Annotated in this window: 14 protein-coding genes; 9 read left to right on the top strand and 5 right to left on the bottom strand. The window is 64.1% G+C overall.

From position 1 onward, the window contains the following. Positions 1-59 precede the first annotated feature (59 nt). Positions 60-1,568 carry a flavin-containing monooxygenase gene (locus J1N50_RS03295; protein ID WP_215350359.1) on the bottom strand — a complete coding sequence of 503 codons (1,509 nt, stop codon included), beginning with the start codon at positions 1,566-1,568 and terminating at the stop codon, positions 60-62. Positions 1,569-1,941: 373 nt separating this feature from the next. Then, entirely contained in the window at positions 1,942-2,850 is a 909-nt protein-coding gene (locus J1N50_RS03290; RefSeq protein ID WP_215350358.1) for an NAD(P)-dependent oxidoreductase, read from the bottom strand. Between the two features lie 124 nt (positions 2,851-2,974). Between J1N50_RS03290 and J1N50_RS03285 the strand changes: the two genes are divergently transcribed. Continuing rightward, entirely contained in the window at positions 2,975-3,361 is a 387-nt protein-coding gene (locus J1N50_RS03285; protein WP_215350356.1) for a hypothetical protein, read from the top strand. A gap of 282 nt (positions 3,362-3,643) precedes the next feature. Here the strand turns inward: J1N50_RS03285 and J1N50_RS03280 are convergent, their stop codons facing one another. Then, entirely contained in the window at positions 3,644-5,194 is a 1,551-nt protein-coding gene (locus J1N50_RS03280) for an acyl-CoA synthetase (RefSeq protein WP_215350354.1), read from the bottom strand. A gap of 133 nt (positions 5,195-5,327) precedes the next feature. Between J1N50_RS03280 and J1N50_RS03275 the strand changes: the two genes are divergently transcribed. From J1N50_RS03275 to J1N50_RS03255, 5 genes are read left to right on the top strand one after another with little or no spacing between them, the layout of a single operon-like run. Next, positions 5,328-5,636, top strand: coding sequence for a hypothetical protein (locus tag J1N50_RS03275; RefSeq protein ID WP_215350352.1), 309 nt, complete (start codon positions 5,328-5,330; stop codon positions 5,634-5,636). Between the two features lie 5 nt (positions 5,637-5,641). Then, positions 5,642-7,147: a class I adenylate-forming enzyme family protein gene (locus J1N50_RS03270; protein WP_215350350.1), complete on the top strand. Its 1,506-nt coding sequence runs from the start codon at positions 5,642-5,644 to the stop codon at positions 7,145-7,147. A 9-nt stretch (positions 7,148-7,156) separates the two neighbouring features. Then, complete coding sequence (locus J1N50_RS03265) at positions 7,157-8,149, top strand: enoyl-CoA hydratase/isomerase family protein (protein ID WP_215350348.1); 993 nt, start codon at positions 7,157-7,159, stop codon at positions 8,147-8,149. Further along, positions 8,146-9,111, top strand: coding sequence for a CoA transferase (locus J1N50_RS03260; RefSeq protein WP_215350346.1), 966 nt, complete (start codon positions 8,146-8,148; stop codon positions 9,109-9,111). The genes J1N50_RS03265 and J1N50_RS03260 overlap by 4 nt, the downstream gene beginning before the upstream one ends. Then, a complete protein-coding gene (locus J1N50_RS03255; protein WP_215350345.1) occupies positions 9,108-10,442 on the top strand; it encodes an amidohydrolase family protein in 1,335 nt (444 codons plus the stop codon). The genes J1N50_RS03260 and J1N50_RS03255 overlap by 4 nt, the downstream gene beginning before the upstream one ends. On the opposite strand, the gene J1N50_RS03250 is transcribed toward J1N50_RS03255, so the two are convergent. Continuing rightward, a complete protein-coding gene (locus J1N50_RS03250) occupies positions 10,439-11,623 on the bottom strand; it encodes a thiolase family protein (protein ID WP_215350343.1) in 1,185 nt (394 codons plus the stop codon). The genes J1N50_RS03255 and J1N50_RS03250 overlap by 4 nt on opposite strands. Next, the gene (locus J1N50_RS03245; protein WP_215350342.1) at positions 11,620-12,033 is read right to left on the bottom strand and encodes a Zn-ribbon domain-containing OB-fold protein; all 414 of its coding nucleotides are present in this window, start codon (positions 12,031-12,033) and stop codon (positions 11,620-11,622) included. The genes J1N50_RS03250 and J1N50_RS03245 overlap by 4 nt, the downstream gene beginning before the upstream one ends. Before the next feature lie 107 nt (positions 12,034-12,140). Between J1N50_RS03245 and J1N50_RS03240 the strand changes: the two genes are divergently transcribed. Genes J1N50_RS03240 through J1N50_RS03230 form a run of 3 tightly spaced genes read left to right on the top strand, consistent with a single transcriptional unit; the run spans position 12,141 to position 16,224 of the window. Beyond that, positions 12,141-13,454 carry an amidohydrolase family protein gene (locus J1N50_RS03240; protein WP_215350341.1) on the top strand — a complete coding sequence of 438 codons (1,314 nt, stop codon included), beginning with the start codon at positions 12,141-12,143 and terminating at the stop codon, positions 13,452-13,454. A 3-nt stretch (positions 13,455-13,457) separates the two neighbouring features. Continuing rightward, positions 13,458-14,726, top strand: a complete 1,269-nt coding sequence (locus tag J1N50_RS03235) for a cytochrome P450 (protein WP_215350339.1) — start codon at positions 13,458-13,460, stop codon at positions 14,724-14,726. Between the two features lie 22 nt (positions 14,727-14,748). Beyond that, positions 14,749-16,224, top strand: a complete 1,476-nt coding sequence (locus J1N50_RS03230) for an aldehyde dehydrogenase family protein (protein WP_215350338.1) — start codon at positions 14,749-14,751, stop codon at positions 16,222-16,224. Positions 16,225-16,234: the final 10 nt, after the last annotated feature.

Raw genomic sequence — 16,234 nt, 5'->3', positions numbered from 1 at the left:
CTCGCTTCCATCCAGCTCGCATCAATCAGGATTTGGTTGCGGCATAATGAGTCGGTGACCTAGCCTGCGCGTCCCGGGTGGTAGATAAACTCGGCGCCGGACAGGTCGATTTGCGGTAACTCGTCGCGTTCCCGCCAATAGTCCTGATTGTGCATCCACTCCGGCTTGTCGCCGCGCACGGGCATCTCCGCCAATCCCCGCACGATATAGCCCGGATTGAAATTCTCGCCATCGATCCAGGGCAGCAAGGACATGTCGCGATCCTCTTCGCGCAACGCGACTTCGACCTTGCGCGTGCCGCGCCGGTCCATTTCCGCCAGAAGCCTGCAGACGAAGTCGGCGACCAGATCCACCCGCAAGGTCCAACTGGCGCGGAAATAGCCCATGATCCAGACGAGGTTCGGAACGCCTGTGAACATCATTCCGCGATAGTTCACGGTTTCGTGCCAGTCGACCGGTTGCCCGTCGACCTCGAACTCGATCTTGCCCATCATCAGCAGCCGGAATCCCGTGGCCGCGACGACGATATCGGCCTCGATTTCCTCGCCCGATTTCGTCACGATTCCCCTGCGGGTGAAGCGATCGATTTCGTCCGTGACGACATTCGCGCGTCCACTGCTGACGGCCTGGAACAGATCGCCGTCGGGGCAATAGGCGAGCCTTTGCTGCCAGACGCGATAGCGGGGCACGAAATGCGGCTCGAACTCGAAGTCCTCGCCGGCATAGTCCCGAATGGCGCCTTTGAGCTCCTCGAACAGCACCTCCGGCTCCTCGACGGCGCGGCGCGCCAGAAGCTCCTGATCATAGAGGACTTCGGCACGGACGACGCGGTGGACCGTCGGTTCGTCGATCCCGATCTCCCGCAGCCTGTCGGCGAGCTCATTCTTGTTCGGCGCACAGTAGAAATAGGTTGGCGAGCGCTGCAGCATGGTGACCTGCGCCGCCTTCTCGGCGAGCGCGGGCACCAGCGTCGCCGCCGTTGCGCCCGAGCCGATGACCACGACCCGCTTGTCCGTATAATCCAGTTCGGGGTCCCACTGCTGCGGATGGATGATCCGCCCCGCAAAGTCGCCCATCGCGGGCCATTCGGGGAGGTAGGGCTTGTCGTGATCGTAATAGCCCTGACACATCCAGAGGAAGTTTGCGGCAAAGACGATCTTTTTCTCGTCACCGTTGCGGACCGCTTCGACCAGCCAGCTTGAATCCGAACTGCTCCAACGGCAGGTCAGGACGCGGTGACCATATAGGATCCTGTCGGCGAACCCGCCTTCCGCAATCGCTTCTTCAAGATAACGCAGGATCTCGCTGCGGCCGGCGACGGGCGGGCCGACCCATGGCTTGAACCTGTAGCCGAAGGTGTAGAGGTCGGAATCCGACCGGACGCCGGGATAGCGATGGGTATCCCACGTCCCCCCGTAGCTGTTCTTCGCTTCGAGGATCAGGAAATCCTTATCCGGAAGCTGCTCGCAGAGATGATGGGCCGCGCCGATGCCGGAAATTCCGGCGCCGATAATCAAGACGTCTGTCCGGGTTATCTCCCCAAAAGCCTCTTCAGCGATACTGCTCATATTTTGCTTTCCGCTTCCGGCGCCTGTCGGCCCGCTCCCGTCCTGCCGGATCAATGCAGCGCTTTTAAATAGCGGCGCATATTCCTCGCCATTGCGCCCACCATAACGCCGCAGAAGCGCAGCCGCAATATTTTTCGATAAATATCGGTTCTATGCGAGCGAAAACGGCTCAAGAACCAAAAATGGGTGCCCAAACCAGAGAATATGGCGATAAAAATTCTATAAGTCCAACTTCTAACGCCCGGAACATATCCGTGCGGACCCGCCTCGCCGAAGGAAGCCTAAAGTCAAAGGCAGGAATTGTCCGATGCCTTCCCGGCAGCTTCATCGCGGTGCGCGCCTTTCGCCGGGGGCAATTGCACAGCCCGCGACTTTACGCCGTGAACGCCTCAGTCGGCGCGAAGATTTTCGTCGTGGCCGCTATATCCGCCTCCCCGTACCCCTCGCGCTGCGCCCGGCGGACCACCTCGCACACGGCGTCGAAAATCGGCGTCGAAGCGCCCTGCGACCGCATATAGTCCCTGATATATGTGAAGCCGGCCTCGTGAACGTCGATCGTCGCCTGGTCCCCGTCAAACCCGGCTCCCTCGAAGCGGCGAATGGCGTCCTCGATCGCGTCGGCCGCGAAGAAGCGCGAAGCATCGTTGATCTGCCGGGCCATCTCACGAATAGGCAGGCCCATGCGATGCGCCGCGCCCGCGACCTCAAAGAAGGAAAGCATGGCGGTGAAGGTCTGGGCGTTGATCGCGGTCGCGAAAGCATAAGCCTCCTTCCACGGAAGAAAGATCGCGTGGCCGGCAAGCAGTTCGAGCAGTTCGCGATGATCTTCGAAGGCGCCCGAATCGCCGGTGTGGATGCAATAGCTCTCGGGATGACCGATGTTGCGCGGATAGGACATGATCGTCCCCTTGACGAGGCGCGCGTCGGCCCCCGAAACCAGCTTTTGCAACTCCTGGCCTTCTTCCGCGCTGCCCGAACTATAATTGACGATGGTGCGCCCGGCGAGCGCGCCGGAAGCGCACAGTCCGCCGAGCGTTTCGCGAGCGACCTCGCTGTTGAGCAGCACCAGTATCGATACCGGGCTGGCCCTGAGCGCATCTTCGGCGGTGTCGCAGATGTGGACACCGTTCGCGCGCAGACCCTCCGCCTTGCCGGGCGACCGGTTCCAGACCGCGACGCGCTTCCCCCTTTCTGCCAGCGTGCGCGCGATGATGGTTCCCATCGCGCCCAGCCCCAGAACGGATACATCGAAATCGGCGCAGCCATTGTTCTGTTCGCGCAAGAATTCCTCCCCGAAAAGCGAGCTCGCTCCTGCCAAAGCAAGCTCTCATACGGCTCCCCCGCCTTCGCGCTTCTAAAAGGCCTGGAAGGCGATCGCAATATTTTTCGATAAATATCGTATATTGATGCAAGATCCGCCGCTTTTACGCCGCACGGGCTCCCGCTTCTGGCATTCGCGCCCGGAGTTCATCCAGATAATCGCTCCACCATCGGTGCATCGCCACGCGCTCCGACGCGCGCAGGAAAATCGACAAGCTGCGTTCCCGTACATCACGCGCGGGCACACCTTTCCCATTCGCGATGTGCCATCGGCGCTCGCTCAGGCCGACGCTGGCGGTGTGGAAGCTCGGGGCGTCGGCCGCCGCCATATCCTCGTCGAAGTCCAGAACCGCGCGCCGACGGCGGAATGGCTTTTCGGCGAAGGGGCAGCGATAGCGGGATATTTCGAGAGCATCGGTGGCGTCAATCCGCAGATCGGTATCGACCGGGGCCCGGTCGGCATCGACGACTAGGCACGCAAACCAGCCTCGGGTGAAAGCCGACGGACCCGCATTCCTGCCGGCAGCATGCCCGGCAATGAGGATGGTTGGCCCGGCCGCTTTCCATTACTGCCCGGTCCGGTTCGGCTTGCACTTCTCGGCTAAAGCTGCAGCGCGTTCGCGCGCATCGGGCGACTGGACCACCTCCAGCAGAAGCGCGTCCTGCCTTTCCCATCGCTCACCCTGCGGCCAGCCGCGCGACTTGCTTGCGATCTGCTTCGAAACGCGTACCGCAGCCGGCCTGTCGTCCAAGTTTCAGCGGGTGCGCTCGTCCGCCCAGTATCGATCACGGATCAGCCTCTTGTATAGCTTCCCGGTATCGAGCCGCGGCAGCGCAGGATCGAAATCGATCGAGCGCGGACATTTGACCGGACTGAGGTTCGATCGGCAGAAGGCGATCAGTTCCTGCGCGAATTCGGGCGTTGCATCAGCGGGGTCGAACGGCTGCACCACCGCCTTCACCTCTTCGCCGAAATCGGAATTTGGAACACCGATCACCGCGGCATCGGCAACACGCGGATGGGTGATGAGCAGATTTTCGGCTTCCTGCGGATAGATGTTGACGCCGCCCGAGATGATCATGAAGCTCTGTCGGTCGGTCAGGAAGAGATAACCATCGGCATCGACATGACCGATATCACCCAGCGTAGTCCACTCCGGGTGCGCGGGATGACGTGCATCGCGCGTCTTTTCGGGATCGTTCAGATACTGGAAATCCCAGCCGCCTTCAAAATAGACGAGGCCATCGACGCCCGGGGCCACCTCCCCGCCTGCGTCATCGCAGATATGAAGCGTTCCCCAGTCGGCGCGTCCGACCGATCCCGGGCGTTCGAGCCATTCCTCGGGCGTGATGAAAGTCGATCCATTGCCCTCCGATCCGCCGTAATATTCGTAGATGATCGGCCCGAGCCATTCGATCATCTGCCGCTTGATTCCGATGGGACAAGGCGCTGCGGCATGGACGATCTTGCCGAGTGAAGAGAGGTCGTATTGCGACCGGACAGCCTCGGGCAACGCGAGCAGGCGGACGAACATCGTCGGAACCATCTGCATGAAGGTCACCCGGTAGCGCTCGATCAGGCGGAGCGTCTCTTCGGCGTCGAATTTGTCCATGATCACGAGCGTTGCGCCAAGGCGGTGCGCGACCATGCCATAAGCGAGCGGCGCGGTGTGGTAGAGCGGAGCCGGCGACAGGATTATACTGCCCTCCCCGAGGCCATAACGTCCCGATATGCGCTCGGCGAGCATGTGCGGCTCGTCGGCGGGACCGCCTGTCAGCGGCAGGCGTATTCCCTTGGGGCGCCCCGTCGTGCCCGACGAATAGACCATGTGAAAGCCGGCCGATTCATCCGCGATGCGATCCCCCGGCTGGGCAGCAAGAGCCTTCTCCCAGGACGCGAGCCCGTCAAGTCCGCTACCGAGATCGAAAATGTCCGCAATCCGGGGGACCAGCACGGCGCGATCGCGAACGAGGGTGGCTGCTGCCGGGATATCGGCGTGGGTTATGAGCAGCCGTGCCTGGCTGTCGTTCGCGATATAGGCGGCTTCCTCGGCGGTCAGTTGGCTCGATATCGGGCAGATATAGAGGCCCGCCCGCTGGGCTGCCCAGTAGATCTGGAAATATTCGAGACAATTTTTCAGCCAGATAGCAACCGTGTCGCCCGTGGCAATACCGCGTGAACGGAAGAGTTGCGCACCACGGTTGGCGACGGCTTCCAGTTCCCAATAGCTGACCGAGACACCGCTCGAAGCCATGACGATTGCCGGCCGGTCGGGGGCTGTCTGCGCAAACTGCCTTGGATGCATCTCCTTCCCCTTCTCCGTGCGTAGGCTTTTCGAGTTATATAACTACGTTTACTTTCTTTGTCGATTGACTTATTGATGTCGGGAAAGCGACAGGTGGCCGGATCCGAACGGCGACGGGAAAGGATGGAAGAGGATGGACTTGAGACCGGGATCGCGATGGAAGAGCGCGGTGTGCGATGCGCAACTTGTAGTGGTCCGCCCGCCGAGCAGTGCCGGTGAACTGCAGTGCGGCGGCGTCGCGGTCGTCCCTATCGACGATATGAAGGCACCGACCGGCGCGATCGACCCGGCGTTCGCGGACGGCGTCGTGATCGGAAAACGCTATGTCGATGAAGCAAGCGGACTCGAAGTCCTCGGCGCCAAGGCCGGTGCGGGCTCGCTCGCCTTCAACGGGGTCGCGATGGCGATCAAGGGTGCCAAGCCGCTGCCGGCCTCGGACTGATATCGATGCGGACGCCGCTGCTCCTCGATATTGCCGCCGATGCCTGTCCCGATCGCCCTGCGCTCGGCGGCGGCGAGGAAGGTGATGATTTCGCGTCCTATCGCGCCCGCGCCAGTTGCGTCGCAGCATGGCTCGCAGCGCAAGGAAAGGCGAACACCGCCTTTCTGGGGATGAACGGCACAGCGCTGCCCGTGCTGCTCTTCGCCTGCGGTATGGCCGGGACGCCTTTTATTCCGCTCAATTACCGCCTCGCGGACGACGACCTCAACAAGCTCGTCGCCCGAAGCGCGCCATCGACGCTGATCGTCGACGACGACATGCTGCCACGCATCGCGCCAACCGACGGCGTCACCCTCATCGCCCGGAGCGATTTCGAGGCCGAATTCATGGCCGGGGCGCCGCCCGAAAAAATCGACCTGCCGGAAGCCGGGAACGAAATTGCCGTCCTGCTGTTTACCAGCGGCACGACGGGCGACCCGAAGGCCGCGGTGCTGCGTCACGCCAATCTGACATCCTATGTCATGTCGACGGTGGAGTTTCTGGGCGCGGGCGAAGAAGAAGCGGCGCTGATTAGCGTCCCCTCCTATCATATCGCGGGAATCTCGGCGATATTGACCGCGGCCTATGGCGGGCGGCGGATCGTCTATCTGCCCGCGTTCACTGCGGAAGATTGGGTCGCGACCTGCGCCGCGGAAGCGATCACCCATGCGATGGTCGTGCCGACAATGCTCGACCGTATCCTCGACGTAATGGAACGGACCGGCGAAACGCTGCCCGCGCTGCGCGCGCTCTCCTATGGTGGCGGCAAGATGCCCGAACCGGTGATCGCGCGCGCGCTGGCGAAGTTGCCGCATGTGGCCTTCGTCAATGCTTATGGCCTTACCGAAACCAGTTCGACGATTGCGCTGCTCGGCGCCGAGGATCATCGCGCCGCCTTCGCCTCGGACGACCCGGCCGTTCGCCGCCGGATCGCGTCGGTCGGCCAGCCGCTTCCGAGCATCGAGCTCGAGATCCGGCGCGAGGACGGCAGCCCGTGCGCGCCCGGCGAACAGGGCGAGATCCATGTCCGCGGCGAGCAGGTTTCGGGCGAGTATCTGCACAAAAAGGCGATCGCCGACGACGGCTGGTTCGCGACCAGCGACGCCGGCTGGCTCGACGAGGGCGGCTATCTGTTCGTCGAGGGCCGGCTCGACGATGTCATCGTCCGCGGCGGCGAGAATATCTCGCCGGGCGAAATCGAGGATGTGCTGCGCAGCTTCGACGATATCGCCGATTGCGCCGTACTCGGCATCCCCTGCGTCCAATGGGGCGAAAAGGTGGTGGCGGTGATCGTCTCAAAGTCGGGCCAACCCGATACGGTGGCGATGGCGGCCGCGATACGCGCTAAACTGCGCTCGACCAAGACGCCCGAACAATGGTTCGTGCGCGACGCCCTGCCCTATAACGAGACCGGCAAGCTGTTGCGCCGGGTCCTCAAGGCCGAACTGGCGGCGGAGGCCTGCGCCGGATAGGAAGGCGCGATGACCGGGCCCGACCATCTCGATGCCGACCGCTTCTCCGCACCGGGCGGACATCCTCTGTGGCTGGTCGATGCGGCGGCCTGGCGCCGGCCGACACCTCCGATCCAGGCGGTGGTGATCGGGATCGATCGCGCGGGCAGCCTCCCGGACACTTGCACGGACGATTTCGATCTGCTGTTGACGTCGGCGGCCGGCGCCCCCCGGCCGTGGGTTTCGCTAGGCGCGCGCGATCTTGATGCCGGCGTCGAGCGATTGGGCGCGGCGGTCTCGGCCAACCCGCTGGCGGCGACAATCGCCGCGGAGGTTTTGCGGCTGACAGAAAAGCTGACGATGGCCGATGCACTCGCGGTGGAATCCCTCGCCTATTCCTCACTGCTCGGCGGTGGCGAATTTGCGCGCTGGCACGCAGCGGCGAAAATCGATGCGGGCGCACCGGTCCCGCCTGCGCCGGTCCTGATCGAACGCATCGGCAACCGGATCACCCTGACGCTCAACGATCCCGGCGATCGCAACGCGATGACGGCGACGATGCGCGACGCACTGTATGAGGCGCTCGCCAACGCCCTCGACGACCCCACCCGGCCCGAGCTCATCCTGCGCGGCGCCGGAAAATGCTTCTCGACCGGCGGCGCGCTGCCCGAATTCGGTACCGCGCGCGATCTGGCCGAGGCCCATGCCGTGCGGACACTGCACAGCTGCGCTCGCGCGCTCGACGCGCTCGGCGACCGCGCGACCGTCTTGCTGCACGGCGCCTGCATCGGCTCGGGGATCGAGGTCGCCGCGGCCGCGCATCGGCGGATCGCGACATCAGATGCATGGTTCCAGCTGCCCGAGCTTTCGATGGGGCTGATCCCGGGTGCGGGCGGCACAGCGACGGTAACGCGGGCGATCGGACGGCACCGGACGCTGTGGATGCTGCTTTCGGGCAAGCGCGTCGGCGCGGCGCAGGCGCATAATTGGGGGCTGGTGCATGCGGTCGAGGGCGGCGCATGACTGCGCTGCTCGACGCGGTGGCGGCGGCGGGCGAGCGGTTGGTCGCCGCATCGGGCAGGCGCATCGACTTCGACCCGCGCCGCGCGCTGTCACGGCACGATGATCTGACGCTCGCCGCGCCGGGCGAGTGGTCGCCGAACCGCCACTGCCGGATGGTGATGTGCAGCGAGGGCTGGATGGCGGTGTCGCTGGCCCGCGCGGAGGATCGCGAACTGGTGCCGGCGTGGACGGGCGCGGCACTCGACGACGAACCGTGGCAGGCGATCCTAGCAGCGGCCGGGGGGCGTACGGCGGATGCGATGGTGACGGCGGCGGTGGAACTGCATTTGCCGGTGGCACGGGTCGGCGAAGCCTCGCCGCTGGACCCGTCCGAGCTCGGGAACTGCGCGGCGAAGGACGGGATCGTGCTCGACCTGTCGGCACTATGGGCGGGTCCATATTGCGGGGCGCTGCTCGCAGCGGCGGGGCATACGGTGGTCAAGGTCGAGAGCGACGGGCGGCCCGACCCGACACGGCTGCATACGCCGCAGCTCGATGCGCGCCTGAATGGGGCCAAACGGCGCGTGTCGGCCGAAATCGACGGCGCCGAATTGCGCTCGATGATCGGCCAGGCGCGGGTGCTGATCACGTCGGCGCGGCCGCATGCGCTGGCGCGGCTGGGGCTCGATGAAGAGCGTCTGTTTCGCATCAATCCCGACCTGTTGTGGATCGCGATCACCGCGCATGGCTGGCGTGGCGAGGCGGCGATGCGGGTGGGGTTCGGCGACGATTGCGCTGCGGCGGGCGGACTGGTGCGTTGGACCGAGGAGCGACCGCAGTTTGTCGGCGATGCCCTCGCCGATCCGCTGACGGGATTGACCGCAGCGACGCTGGCGCTCGAGGCGCTGGCGGGGCAGCGAGGCGGGGTGATCGACGTATCGCTTGCAAGGACCGCGGCGACTTTCGCAAAAGCGATGACGTGAGCGAAAATTTCGACCTGATCATCCGTAACGCACGCGGAGGCGACGGCGCGCCGCTCGCGGCAGGGGTCCGCGACGGGCGCATCGCCGCCATGGGCCCGGCGGTGGCCGGGCATGGCCCCGAATATGATGCGCGCGGGTTGACGCTCGGCGGCGGGTTGCACGATCACCATCTGCATTTGCTGGCGACCGCGGCACGGATGGAGTCGGTCGATTTGACCGATTGCCGCAGCGTCGATGCGGTGATCGCCCGGCTGCGTGCGGGTGCCGGCGCACCGGGGACTTGGGTGCGCGCGATCGGCTATGACGAGCGGGTGGCCGGGTTGCCCGACCGCGCAACGCTCGACCACTGGCTACCTGACCGGCCGCTGCGGGTGCAGGATCGCACAGGCGGCTATTGGCTGCTCAACAGCGCGGGGGTGGCGCTGCTCGGAGAAGCCCCCTTTCCCGCATGTGTCGAGCTTGGGGCGGACGAACGGCCCAATGGACGGATCTGGCGCGGCGATGCGTGGCTGCGCGACCGGATCGGCGCCGCGCCGCCTTCGCTGGCGGCGCTGGGAGAAAAGTTCGCCAAATGGGGTGTGACCGGCGTGACCGATGCCGGGGCTTCGAACGGCGCGGCCGAGGCGGCACTGCTGTCGGGGGCGATGCCACAGCGGCTGGTGATGATGGGAACCGAGGCTTTGCCCGTGGGCGACGGCTATGCCCTTGGGCCCGTAAAGCTGCTGCTCGACGAGAATGAGCTGCCGCCGGTCGAGGCGGTGGCGGCGCGGATTTTGGCGGCGCGGGCGCTGGCGCGGAATGTCGCGGCGCATTGCGTGACGCTGGGTGAACTGGTCTTCTATCTGGCGGCGCTGGAGGTTGCAGGCGGCGCGAAACCCGGCGACCGGATCGAGCATGGCGGGGTGATAGCGGCGAGCCTGATCCGCGACATCGCAGCGGCGGGGCTGACGGTGGTGACGCAGCCCAATTTTATCCATGATCGCGGGGATCGCTATCGAGCCCAGATGGACGTCGATATGCTGGGCGACCTCTATCGGCTAGGCTCGCTGGCGCGGGGCGGGGTGCGGGTGCTCGGGGGGTCGGATGCACCTTACGGCGATGCGAATCCCTGGGTGGCCCTGCGCGCGGCCACCGACCGGCGGACGCGGGGCGGTGATGTGATCGGGGGCGGCGAAGCGGTCGACAGGGCGGAAGCGCTGGCGCTATATCAGGGACCGCTCGCGGTCGGGGCGCCGGCGGACCTGATGCTGTACGCTTGGCCCGCCGATGGCGACGCGCTCGGCGCCGTAGCGCTGACGCTGATCGGCGGCGAGATCGTCTGGCAGACCTAGTCGCGGACCAGCAGCATCGCACCCGCGAGCGGGCCGCCCGAAGTGGAGGTCGCACAGATGCGGGGGTCGCCCTTCACCTGCCTCGCCCCTGCCCGGCCCCAGAGCTGGGTGCAGGCTTCGTGGACCGCACCATAGGCATGAAGCCGACCGCCCGACAGCGCGCCGCCGCCGGTATTTACCGGCAGGTCGCCATCGAGCGCGATCCGCCTCCCGCCTTCGATGAAATCCTTGGCGCCATAGCGTTCGCAAAAGCCGAAATTTTCGAGCCAGTTGATCGTATGGAAGCTGAAGCCATCGTAGAGCTGTGCGATGTCGACGTCGGCGGGTTTGAGGTCGGTGCGACCCCACATCATTTCTGCGACCCTGGGCTGCGCCTGCGTGTCGAGCTCGGCGAGCTGTGTCCAGCTGTTCCGGTAACGCATCGACGAGCCGATCGCCTCGATCCGGATCGGCGGGTTCCGCAAATCACGCGCTACATCCATGCGCGACACGATGATCGCCGCGGCGCCGTCGATCGGCACGTCGCAATCGTACAAGCGCAGCGGCGTCGCGATGATCGGCGAAGCGAGATAATCGTCGAGGCTGATCGGCGTTTTGTAGATTGCCTTGGGATTGAGCGCGGCATTGCGGCGCTGGTTGACCGCGATCTGCCCGACCTGTTCGGGAGTGATCCCGCTCTTGTGGACATAAAGGTTGAAGAACAGCGCCTGCTGCAGCGCCGCGGCGTAGGTGTAATAGGGCGCGTACCACGAAAAAGGCCCAGCCTGCCGCTGCCCTTCGCGGAGCAACGAGTTGGCATAAGCGGTTTTGCGCGCGGTCGCTTCGTACATCGTTCGAAAGATCAGTACATTGCGACACAGCCCCGCCGCGATCGCACCGATCGCGTTGAATACCGCACCATATTGGCCGGGTGCTTCACCACCACCCCCATACCAGTTCACCTCCAGCCGCAACGCGTCCTGCAACGCCGCGCAGCCGACCGGCGAGAAACCCGAGCCGTCCGCGCGCTCGCCGGGCCAGGTCGCGATGCCGTCGATATCGGCGCGTGTCAGGCCCGCATCGGCAATGGCCTCGATCGCCGCGTCGACGGTCAGCGCAAGCGCCGAACCGGTCGCGCCGCGCGAGACGTCGGACATGCCGACGCCGGTGATCGCGGTATTCTTTTCGGCGAAACGGATCATGATTGGACCGGCCGAAAAAGCGGGATCCACAAATCACCGGACGGTTCGAAAACGGCTTCGACAGCCATGCCGAACGTCACGTCCTCAGGGGCACAATCGACAATATTGCAGGGGATGCGGACATCGTTCTGCTCGTCGATTCCGACAAGCGCGAGCACATAGGGAACCGGCAGCCTTGGCACCCACGCCTTGTGATTGACCGTGAAAGTGACGACGCGCCCGCGCCCCGACACCGCTTCGGGCGCGACTTTGCGGCTCTCGCATTGCGGGCAGAACGGCACTGGCGGGTGCACATAATATCCGCAGTCCCCGCAACGATGGATGGCAAGCCTGCCCTCTCGCCCCCACGTCCAATAGGCTTCGCTGTCGCGGTCGATGACGGGCAAGATGCGCGACGGTTCTGCGGTCATTCGGACTCTCCCACTTATAACACCAGGTCATAAACCAATAGTTGACACATCGTCAATTTTGGCGATGATGGGTTCAACAACAAATCAGCTGGAAGAGGAGAGTCGCCATGCGGATGGACGATATGGTCATCATCAGTGTGGACGACCACGCGATCGAACCGCCGGAGGCGTTCATCCGCCATTATCCCGAGGGCAAGAAAGACCGGGCGCCGCGCATCGTCCAGGACAAGGGCAAGGATGTCTGGCTGTGGAACGGCCAGCGCTTTCCGACGATCGGGCTGAACGCGGTGGTCGGCCGGCCGCGCAGCGAATATGGGATGGAACCGAGCTCGTTCGAGCAGCTACGCCCCGGCACTTACGATCCGAAGCTGCGCGTCGACGATATGAACGCGAACGGCGTGCTTGCATCGCTCAACTTCCCGACGATGCCCAGTTTCGCTGGTGGCACCTTCGTCGGCATGGCGCAGAAGGATCCCGAAGAGGCATTGCTTGCCTGTCGTGCCTGGAACGACTGGCATGTGCAGGAGTGGTGCGCCGCCGCACCCGGCCGCTTCATTCCGATGTGCCTGATCCCGATGTGGAACATGGACGACACGCTCGCCGAACTGAAGCGGATGCGCGATCTTGGGGTTCATGCCGTCAGCTTCTCCGACAATCCGTCGAACATCGGCCTGCCGAGCATTCACAATGAATATTGGGAGCCTTTCTGGAAGGCTTGCAGTGACTACAAGATGGTGATCAACTGCCATATCGGCACCGGCGCGCGCGCGATGCATCCTTCACCCGAAAGCCCGATCGACGCGTGGATCACCGCGATGCCGATCTCGATCGCCAACTCGGCCGCCGACTGGACCTTTGCCGAATTCTGGCAGCGCTACCCCGACCTGCGCATGGCGCTGAGCGAAGGCGGCATCGGCTGGATTCCCTATTTCCTCGAACGTGCCGATTTCACGCACGAGCATCATCACGAATGGACCTTCACCGATTTCGGCGGCGAACGGCCATCGGACCTGTTCAAGCGCCATATTATCTGCTGCTTCATCGACGACCAGTTCGGAGTGAAGAACCTCGAATATATGAACGAGGACATGGTCTGCTACGAGTGCGACTATCCGCACTCGGATACGGTATGGCCCAATGTTCCCGAATATCTCTGGGCATCGGTCAATGGGCTGCCCAAAGAAACGATCGACAAGATCACGCACCTCAATGTGATGCGCGAATATAGCTTCGACGCCTTCGCGCTGAACGGCGGGCGCGAGAATTGCACCGTCGCGCACTTGCGCGAACTCGGCAAGGACGTCGACGTCAGCCCGCGGCACAATCTGGGCGGACTGAAGACCGACAGCATGGATGCGATCGGCCAGGCGCGGCGTCCGGTGACGTCGGGCGACATCGAACGCATGTTCGCCTCGGCCTGATCGATGGCAACGATTGCCGAACGCTGCCCGGTTGCGCGCGCCGGGGCCGATGCTCCGCCCGCGCCGGCGCATGTGCCGCCCGAGTTGGTACTCGACACCCGTTTTGCCGCGGGGATCGTACCCAACGACCTTGTGGAGCCGTATCGCCCCGCCGACATTGTGCGCGACGCGGCCTTCCCGCCCATTCATTATTACCCTTGGCCGATCAGCGGCAACCGCCACGGCGCCTGGGTCGTGACGCGATATGAGGACATTCGCCGCGTCTATGAAGACAATGACCTCTTCTCCTCCGAAGGCGTCGCGCAGTTCCAGATGCTCGCGGGCGAAACCTTCCCTTCGATCCCGCTCGGCATCGATCCGCCCGACCATGGCCGCTATCGCAAATTCCTGAACCCCTGGTTCACCCCCGTGGCGATGAACGAACGCGAACCGCGCATCCGCGAAATCATCGGCGGGATGATCGACGAATTCGCGGGCAAGGGCGAAGTCGACATCGCCTATGATTTCGGGCGGGTCTTTCCCGTAAAGGTCTTCCTCGACCTGATGGGCTTTCCCTTTTCGATGTTCGATCAGTTCCTCGATTGGGAATGGAATATCCTGCACGAAGAGGCGATCGAGAAGAAGGCCGAGGCGGTGCGCGGCATCCTCGCCTATCTGCGTGGCTTCATCGCCGAAAAACAAGCGGCTCCCGACAATACGCTCGGCAGCTATATCGCCAATGGGTCGATCGACGGCCAGCCGCTGACCGACGACGAGATCATCGGCATGACCTGGTTCCTGTGGCTCGGCGGGCTCGACACCGTCGCCTCCACCGTCAGCCAGATGTTCCGGCGCCTTGCGATGCACCCCGGCTTGCAGGCACAAATCCGGGGCGACAAGTCGCTGATCAACTCGGCCGTCGAGGAATTCTTGCGTACCCAGCCGCTCGTCAATTCGGGCCGCAAGGTAAAGCGCGATTTCGAATGGCACGGTGTCCAGATCAAGGCGGGGGACTGGGTCAGCGTGTTCAACACGTCCGGCAATTTCGATGACGCGCAGTTCGCTTGCCCGCACCAGTTCGACGCAGCCCGCAAGAATAATCGCCATTTCACGCTCGCGGGCGGGGTCCACATCTGCCTTGGCGCGCATCTTGCGCGGCGCGAACTGCGCGTGTTGCTCGACGAATGGTTCAACCGCATCCCGCACGAATTCCGTATCAAAGAGGGCACCGACACGACGGTCGTCCCCAGCCTGCTGTCGATCCGCAACCTGCCGATCGTCTGGAACAGCTAGAACCCCCGACAAGGACTGAAACATGGCCTTTTTGAAATATGACGACGCCATTTATGTCGGCGGCGAATGGCAGAAGACCGACCAGCGCGAGGCGGTGATCAATCCGGCCGACGAGAGCCTGTTGATCGAAGCCCCGGTCGGCAGCGCGGCACAGGTCGATGCCGCGATCGGCGCGGCCCGTCTGGCGTTCGATCAGGGAGACTGGGCCTATATGCCTGTGTCCCAGCGGCAGGCGATATTGACCCGCTTCCTCGATGCGCTCGACGCGCGCAAGGCCGCGATTATCGATATGATCGTCGCCGAGGCGGGCGCCACGCGAATGCTCGCCGAGTTCTTGCAATATGGCATTCCGATGAAGCATGCGCGGCGGACGGTCGAGCTCGCCTCGCGTCCCGCGGTGTCCTCGCTACCGGTCGAGCTGACCCCCAATGCGCAGGGCCGCACGACGCTGGGCACCGGGGTGGTCAGCCGCGAACCGGTCGGCGTCGTCGCCGCGATTTCGCCGTACAACTTCCCCTTCTTCCTCAACATTGGCAAGGTGATCCCCGCGCTTGCGGTGGGCTGTACCGTGGTGCTGAAACCCTCGCCCTACACGCCGATGGAGGCCCTGATCCTTGGCGAGATCGCCGACGAGGTCGGGTTGCCCAAAGGGGTACTGAGCATCGTGACCGGCGACATCGAAACCGGCAAGCTGCTCACGACCGACCCCCGCGTCGACCTCGTCCACTTCACGGGTTCGGACAAGGTCGGGGCAATGATCCAGGCGCAGGCGGCGCCGACGCTCAAGCGCATCGTGATGGAGCTGGGCGGCAAATCGGCGCTGATCGTCCGCGCCGACGCCGATATCCAGAAGGCTGCGGCAGCGGGCATCATGGGCTTTACCACCCACGGCGGCCAAGGCTGCGCGCTCACCACACGGCACCTGGTCCACAACAGCATCCGCCCGCAATTCGTTGCAGCGATTCAAGCGATGCTCGGCCATCTCAAGATCGGCAACCCGGCCGATCCGACGGTCAATTACGGTCCGCTGATCCGCGAAGTCGCACGCAAGCGCACCGAGGATTATGTCGCGATCGCGCAGGATGAAGGCGCGACGCTCGTTGCGGGCGGCAAGCGCCCCGACGGCCTCGACAAGGGTTTCTATTACGAGCCCACGCTGTTCGACAATGTGAAGAACGATAGCCGGCTGGCGCAGGAAGAAGTGTTCGGGCCGATCGGCGCGGTTATCGGCTTCGACGACGATGCCGAAGCCATTGCGATGGCGAATGACAGCGATTTCGGCCTGTCGGGCGCGATTTTTTCGGCCGATGCAGGCGAAGCCTATCGCATGGCGCTGAAGCTGCGCACCGGCGGCGTTTCGATCAATGGCGGCGCCGGCACGATGCAGTCCGACGCTCCGTTCGGCGGGATCAAGCGCTCGGGCTATGGCCGCGAATATGGCGAGGACGGCCTCAACGAATTCACCTACCAAAAGGTGATCGGTTTCCACGCCGAATAGGGAGAACGCG

It is taken from the genome of Sphingopyxis soli, from assembly GCF_018682675.1.
GTDB lineage: Bacteria > Pseudomonadota > Alphaproteobacteria > Sphingomonadales > Sphingomonadaceae > Sphingopyxis > Sphingopyxis soli.
The sequence above is the reverse complement of the archived record's forward strand: the minus strand, read 5'-3'. Positions and strand labels throughout refer to the sequence as shown.

What these genes read in the sequence shown, in the direction of transcription:
- J1N50_RS03250 (WP_215350343.1), bottom strand. Translation starts at nt 11,623, where the DNA reads ATGATCCGTTTCGCCGAAAAGAATACCGCGATCACCGGCGTCGGCATG.
- J1N50_RS03275 (WP_215350352.1), top strand. Translation starts at nt 5,328, where the DNA reads ATGGACTTGAGACCGGGATCGCGATGGAAGAGCGCGGTGTGCGATGCG.
- J1N50_RS03235 (WP_215350339.1), top strand. Translation starts at nt 13,458, where the DNA reads ATGGCAACGATTGCCGAACGCTGCCCGGTTGCGCGCGCCGGGGCCGAT.
- J1N50_RS03245 (WP_215350342.1), bottom strand. Translation starts at nt 12,033, where the DNA reads ATGACCGCAGAACCGTCGCGCATCTTGCCCGTCATCGACCGCGACAGC.
- J1N50_RS03280 (WP_215350354.1), bottom strand. Translation starts at nt 5,194, where the DNA reads ATGCATCCAAGGCAGTTTGCGCAGACAGCCCCCGACCGGCCGGCAATC.
- J1N50_RS03230 (WP_215350338.1), top strand. Translation starts at nt 14,749, where the DNA reads ATGGCCTTTTTGAAATATGACGACGCCATTTATGTCGGCGGCGAATGG.
- J1N50_RS03260 (WP_215350346.1), top strand. Translation starts at nt 8,146, where the DNA reads ATGACTGCGCTGCTCGACGCGGTGGCGGCGGCGGGCGAGCGGTTGGTC.
- J1N50_RS03240 (WP_215350341.1), top strand. Translation starts at nt 12,141, where the DNA reads ATGCGGATGGACGATATGGTCATCATCAGTGTGGACGACCACGCGATC.
- J1N50_RS03295 (WP_215350359.1), bottom strand. Translation starts at nt 1,568, where the DNA reads ATGAGCAGTATCGCTGAAGAGGCTTTTGGGGAGATAACCCGGACAGAC.
- J1N50_RS03270 (WP_215350350.1), top strand. Translation starts at nt 5,642, where the DNA reads ATGCGGACGCCGCTGCTCCTCGATATTGCCGCCGATGCCTGTCCCGAT.
- J1N50_RS03265 (WP_215350348.1), top strand. Translation starts at nt 7,157, where the DNA reads ATGACCGGGCCCGACCATCTCGATGCCGACCGCTTCTCCGCACCGGGC.
- J1N50_RS03285 (WP_215350356.1), top strand. Translation starts at nt 2,975, where the DNA reads ATGCAAGATCCGCCGCTTTTACGCCGCACGGGCTCCCGCTTCTGGCAT.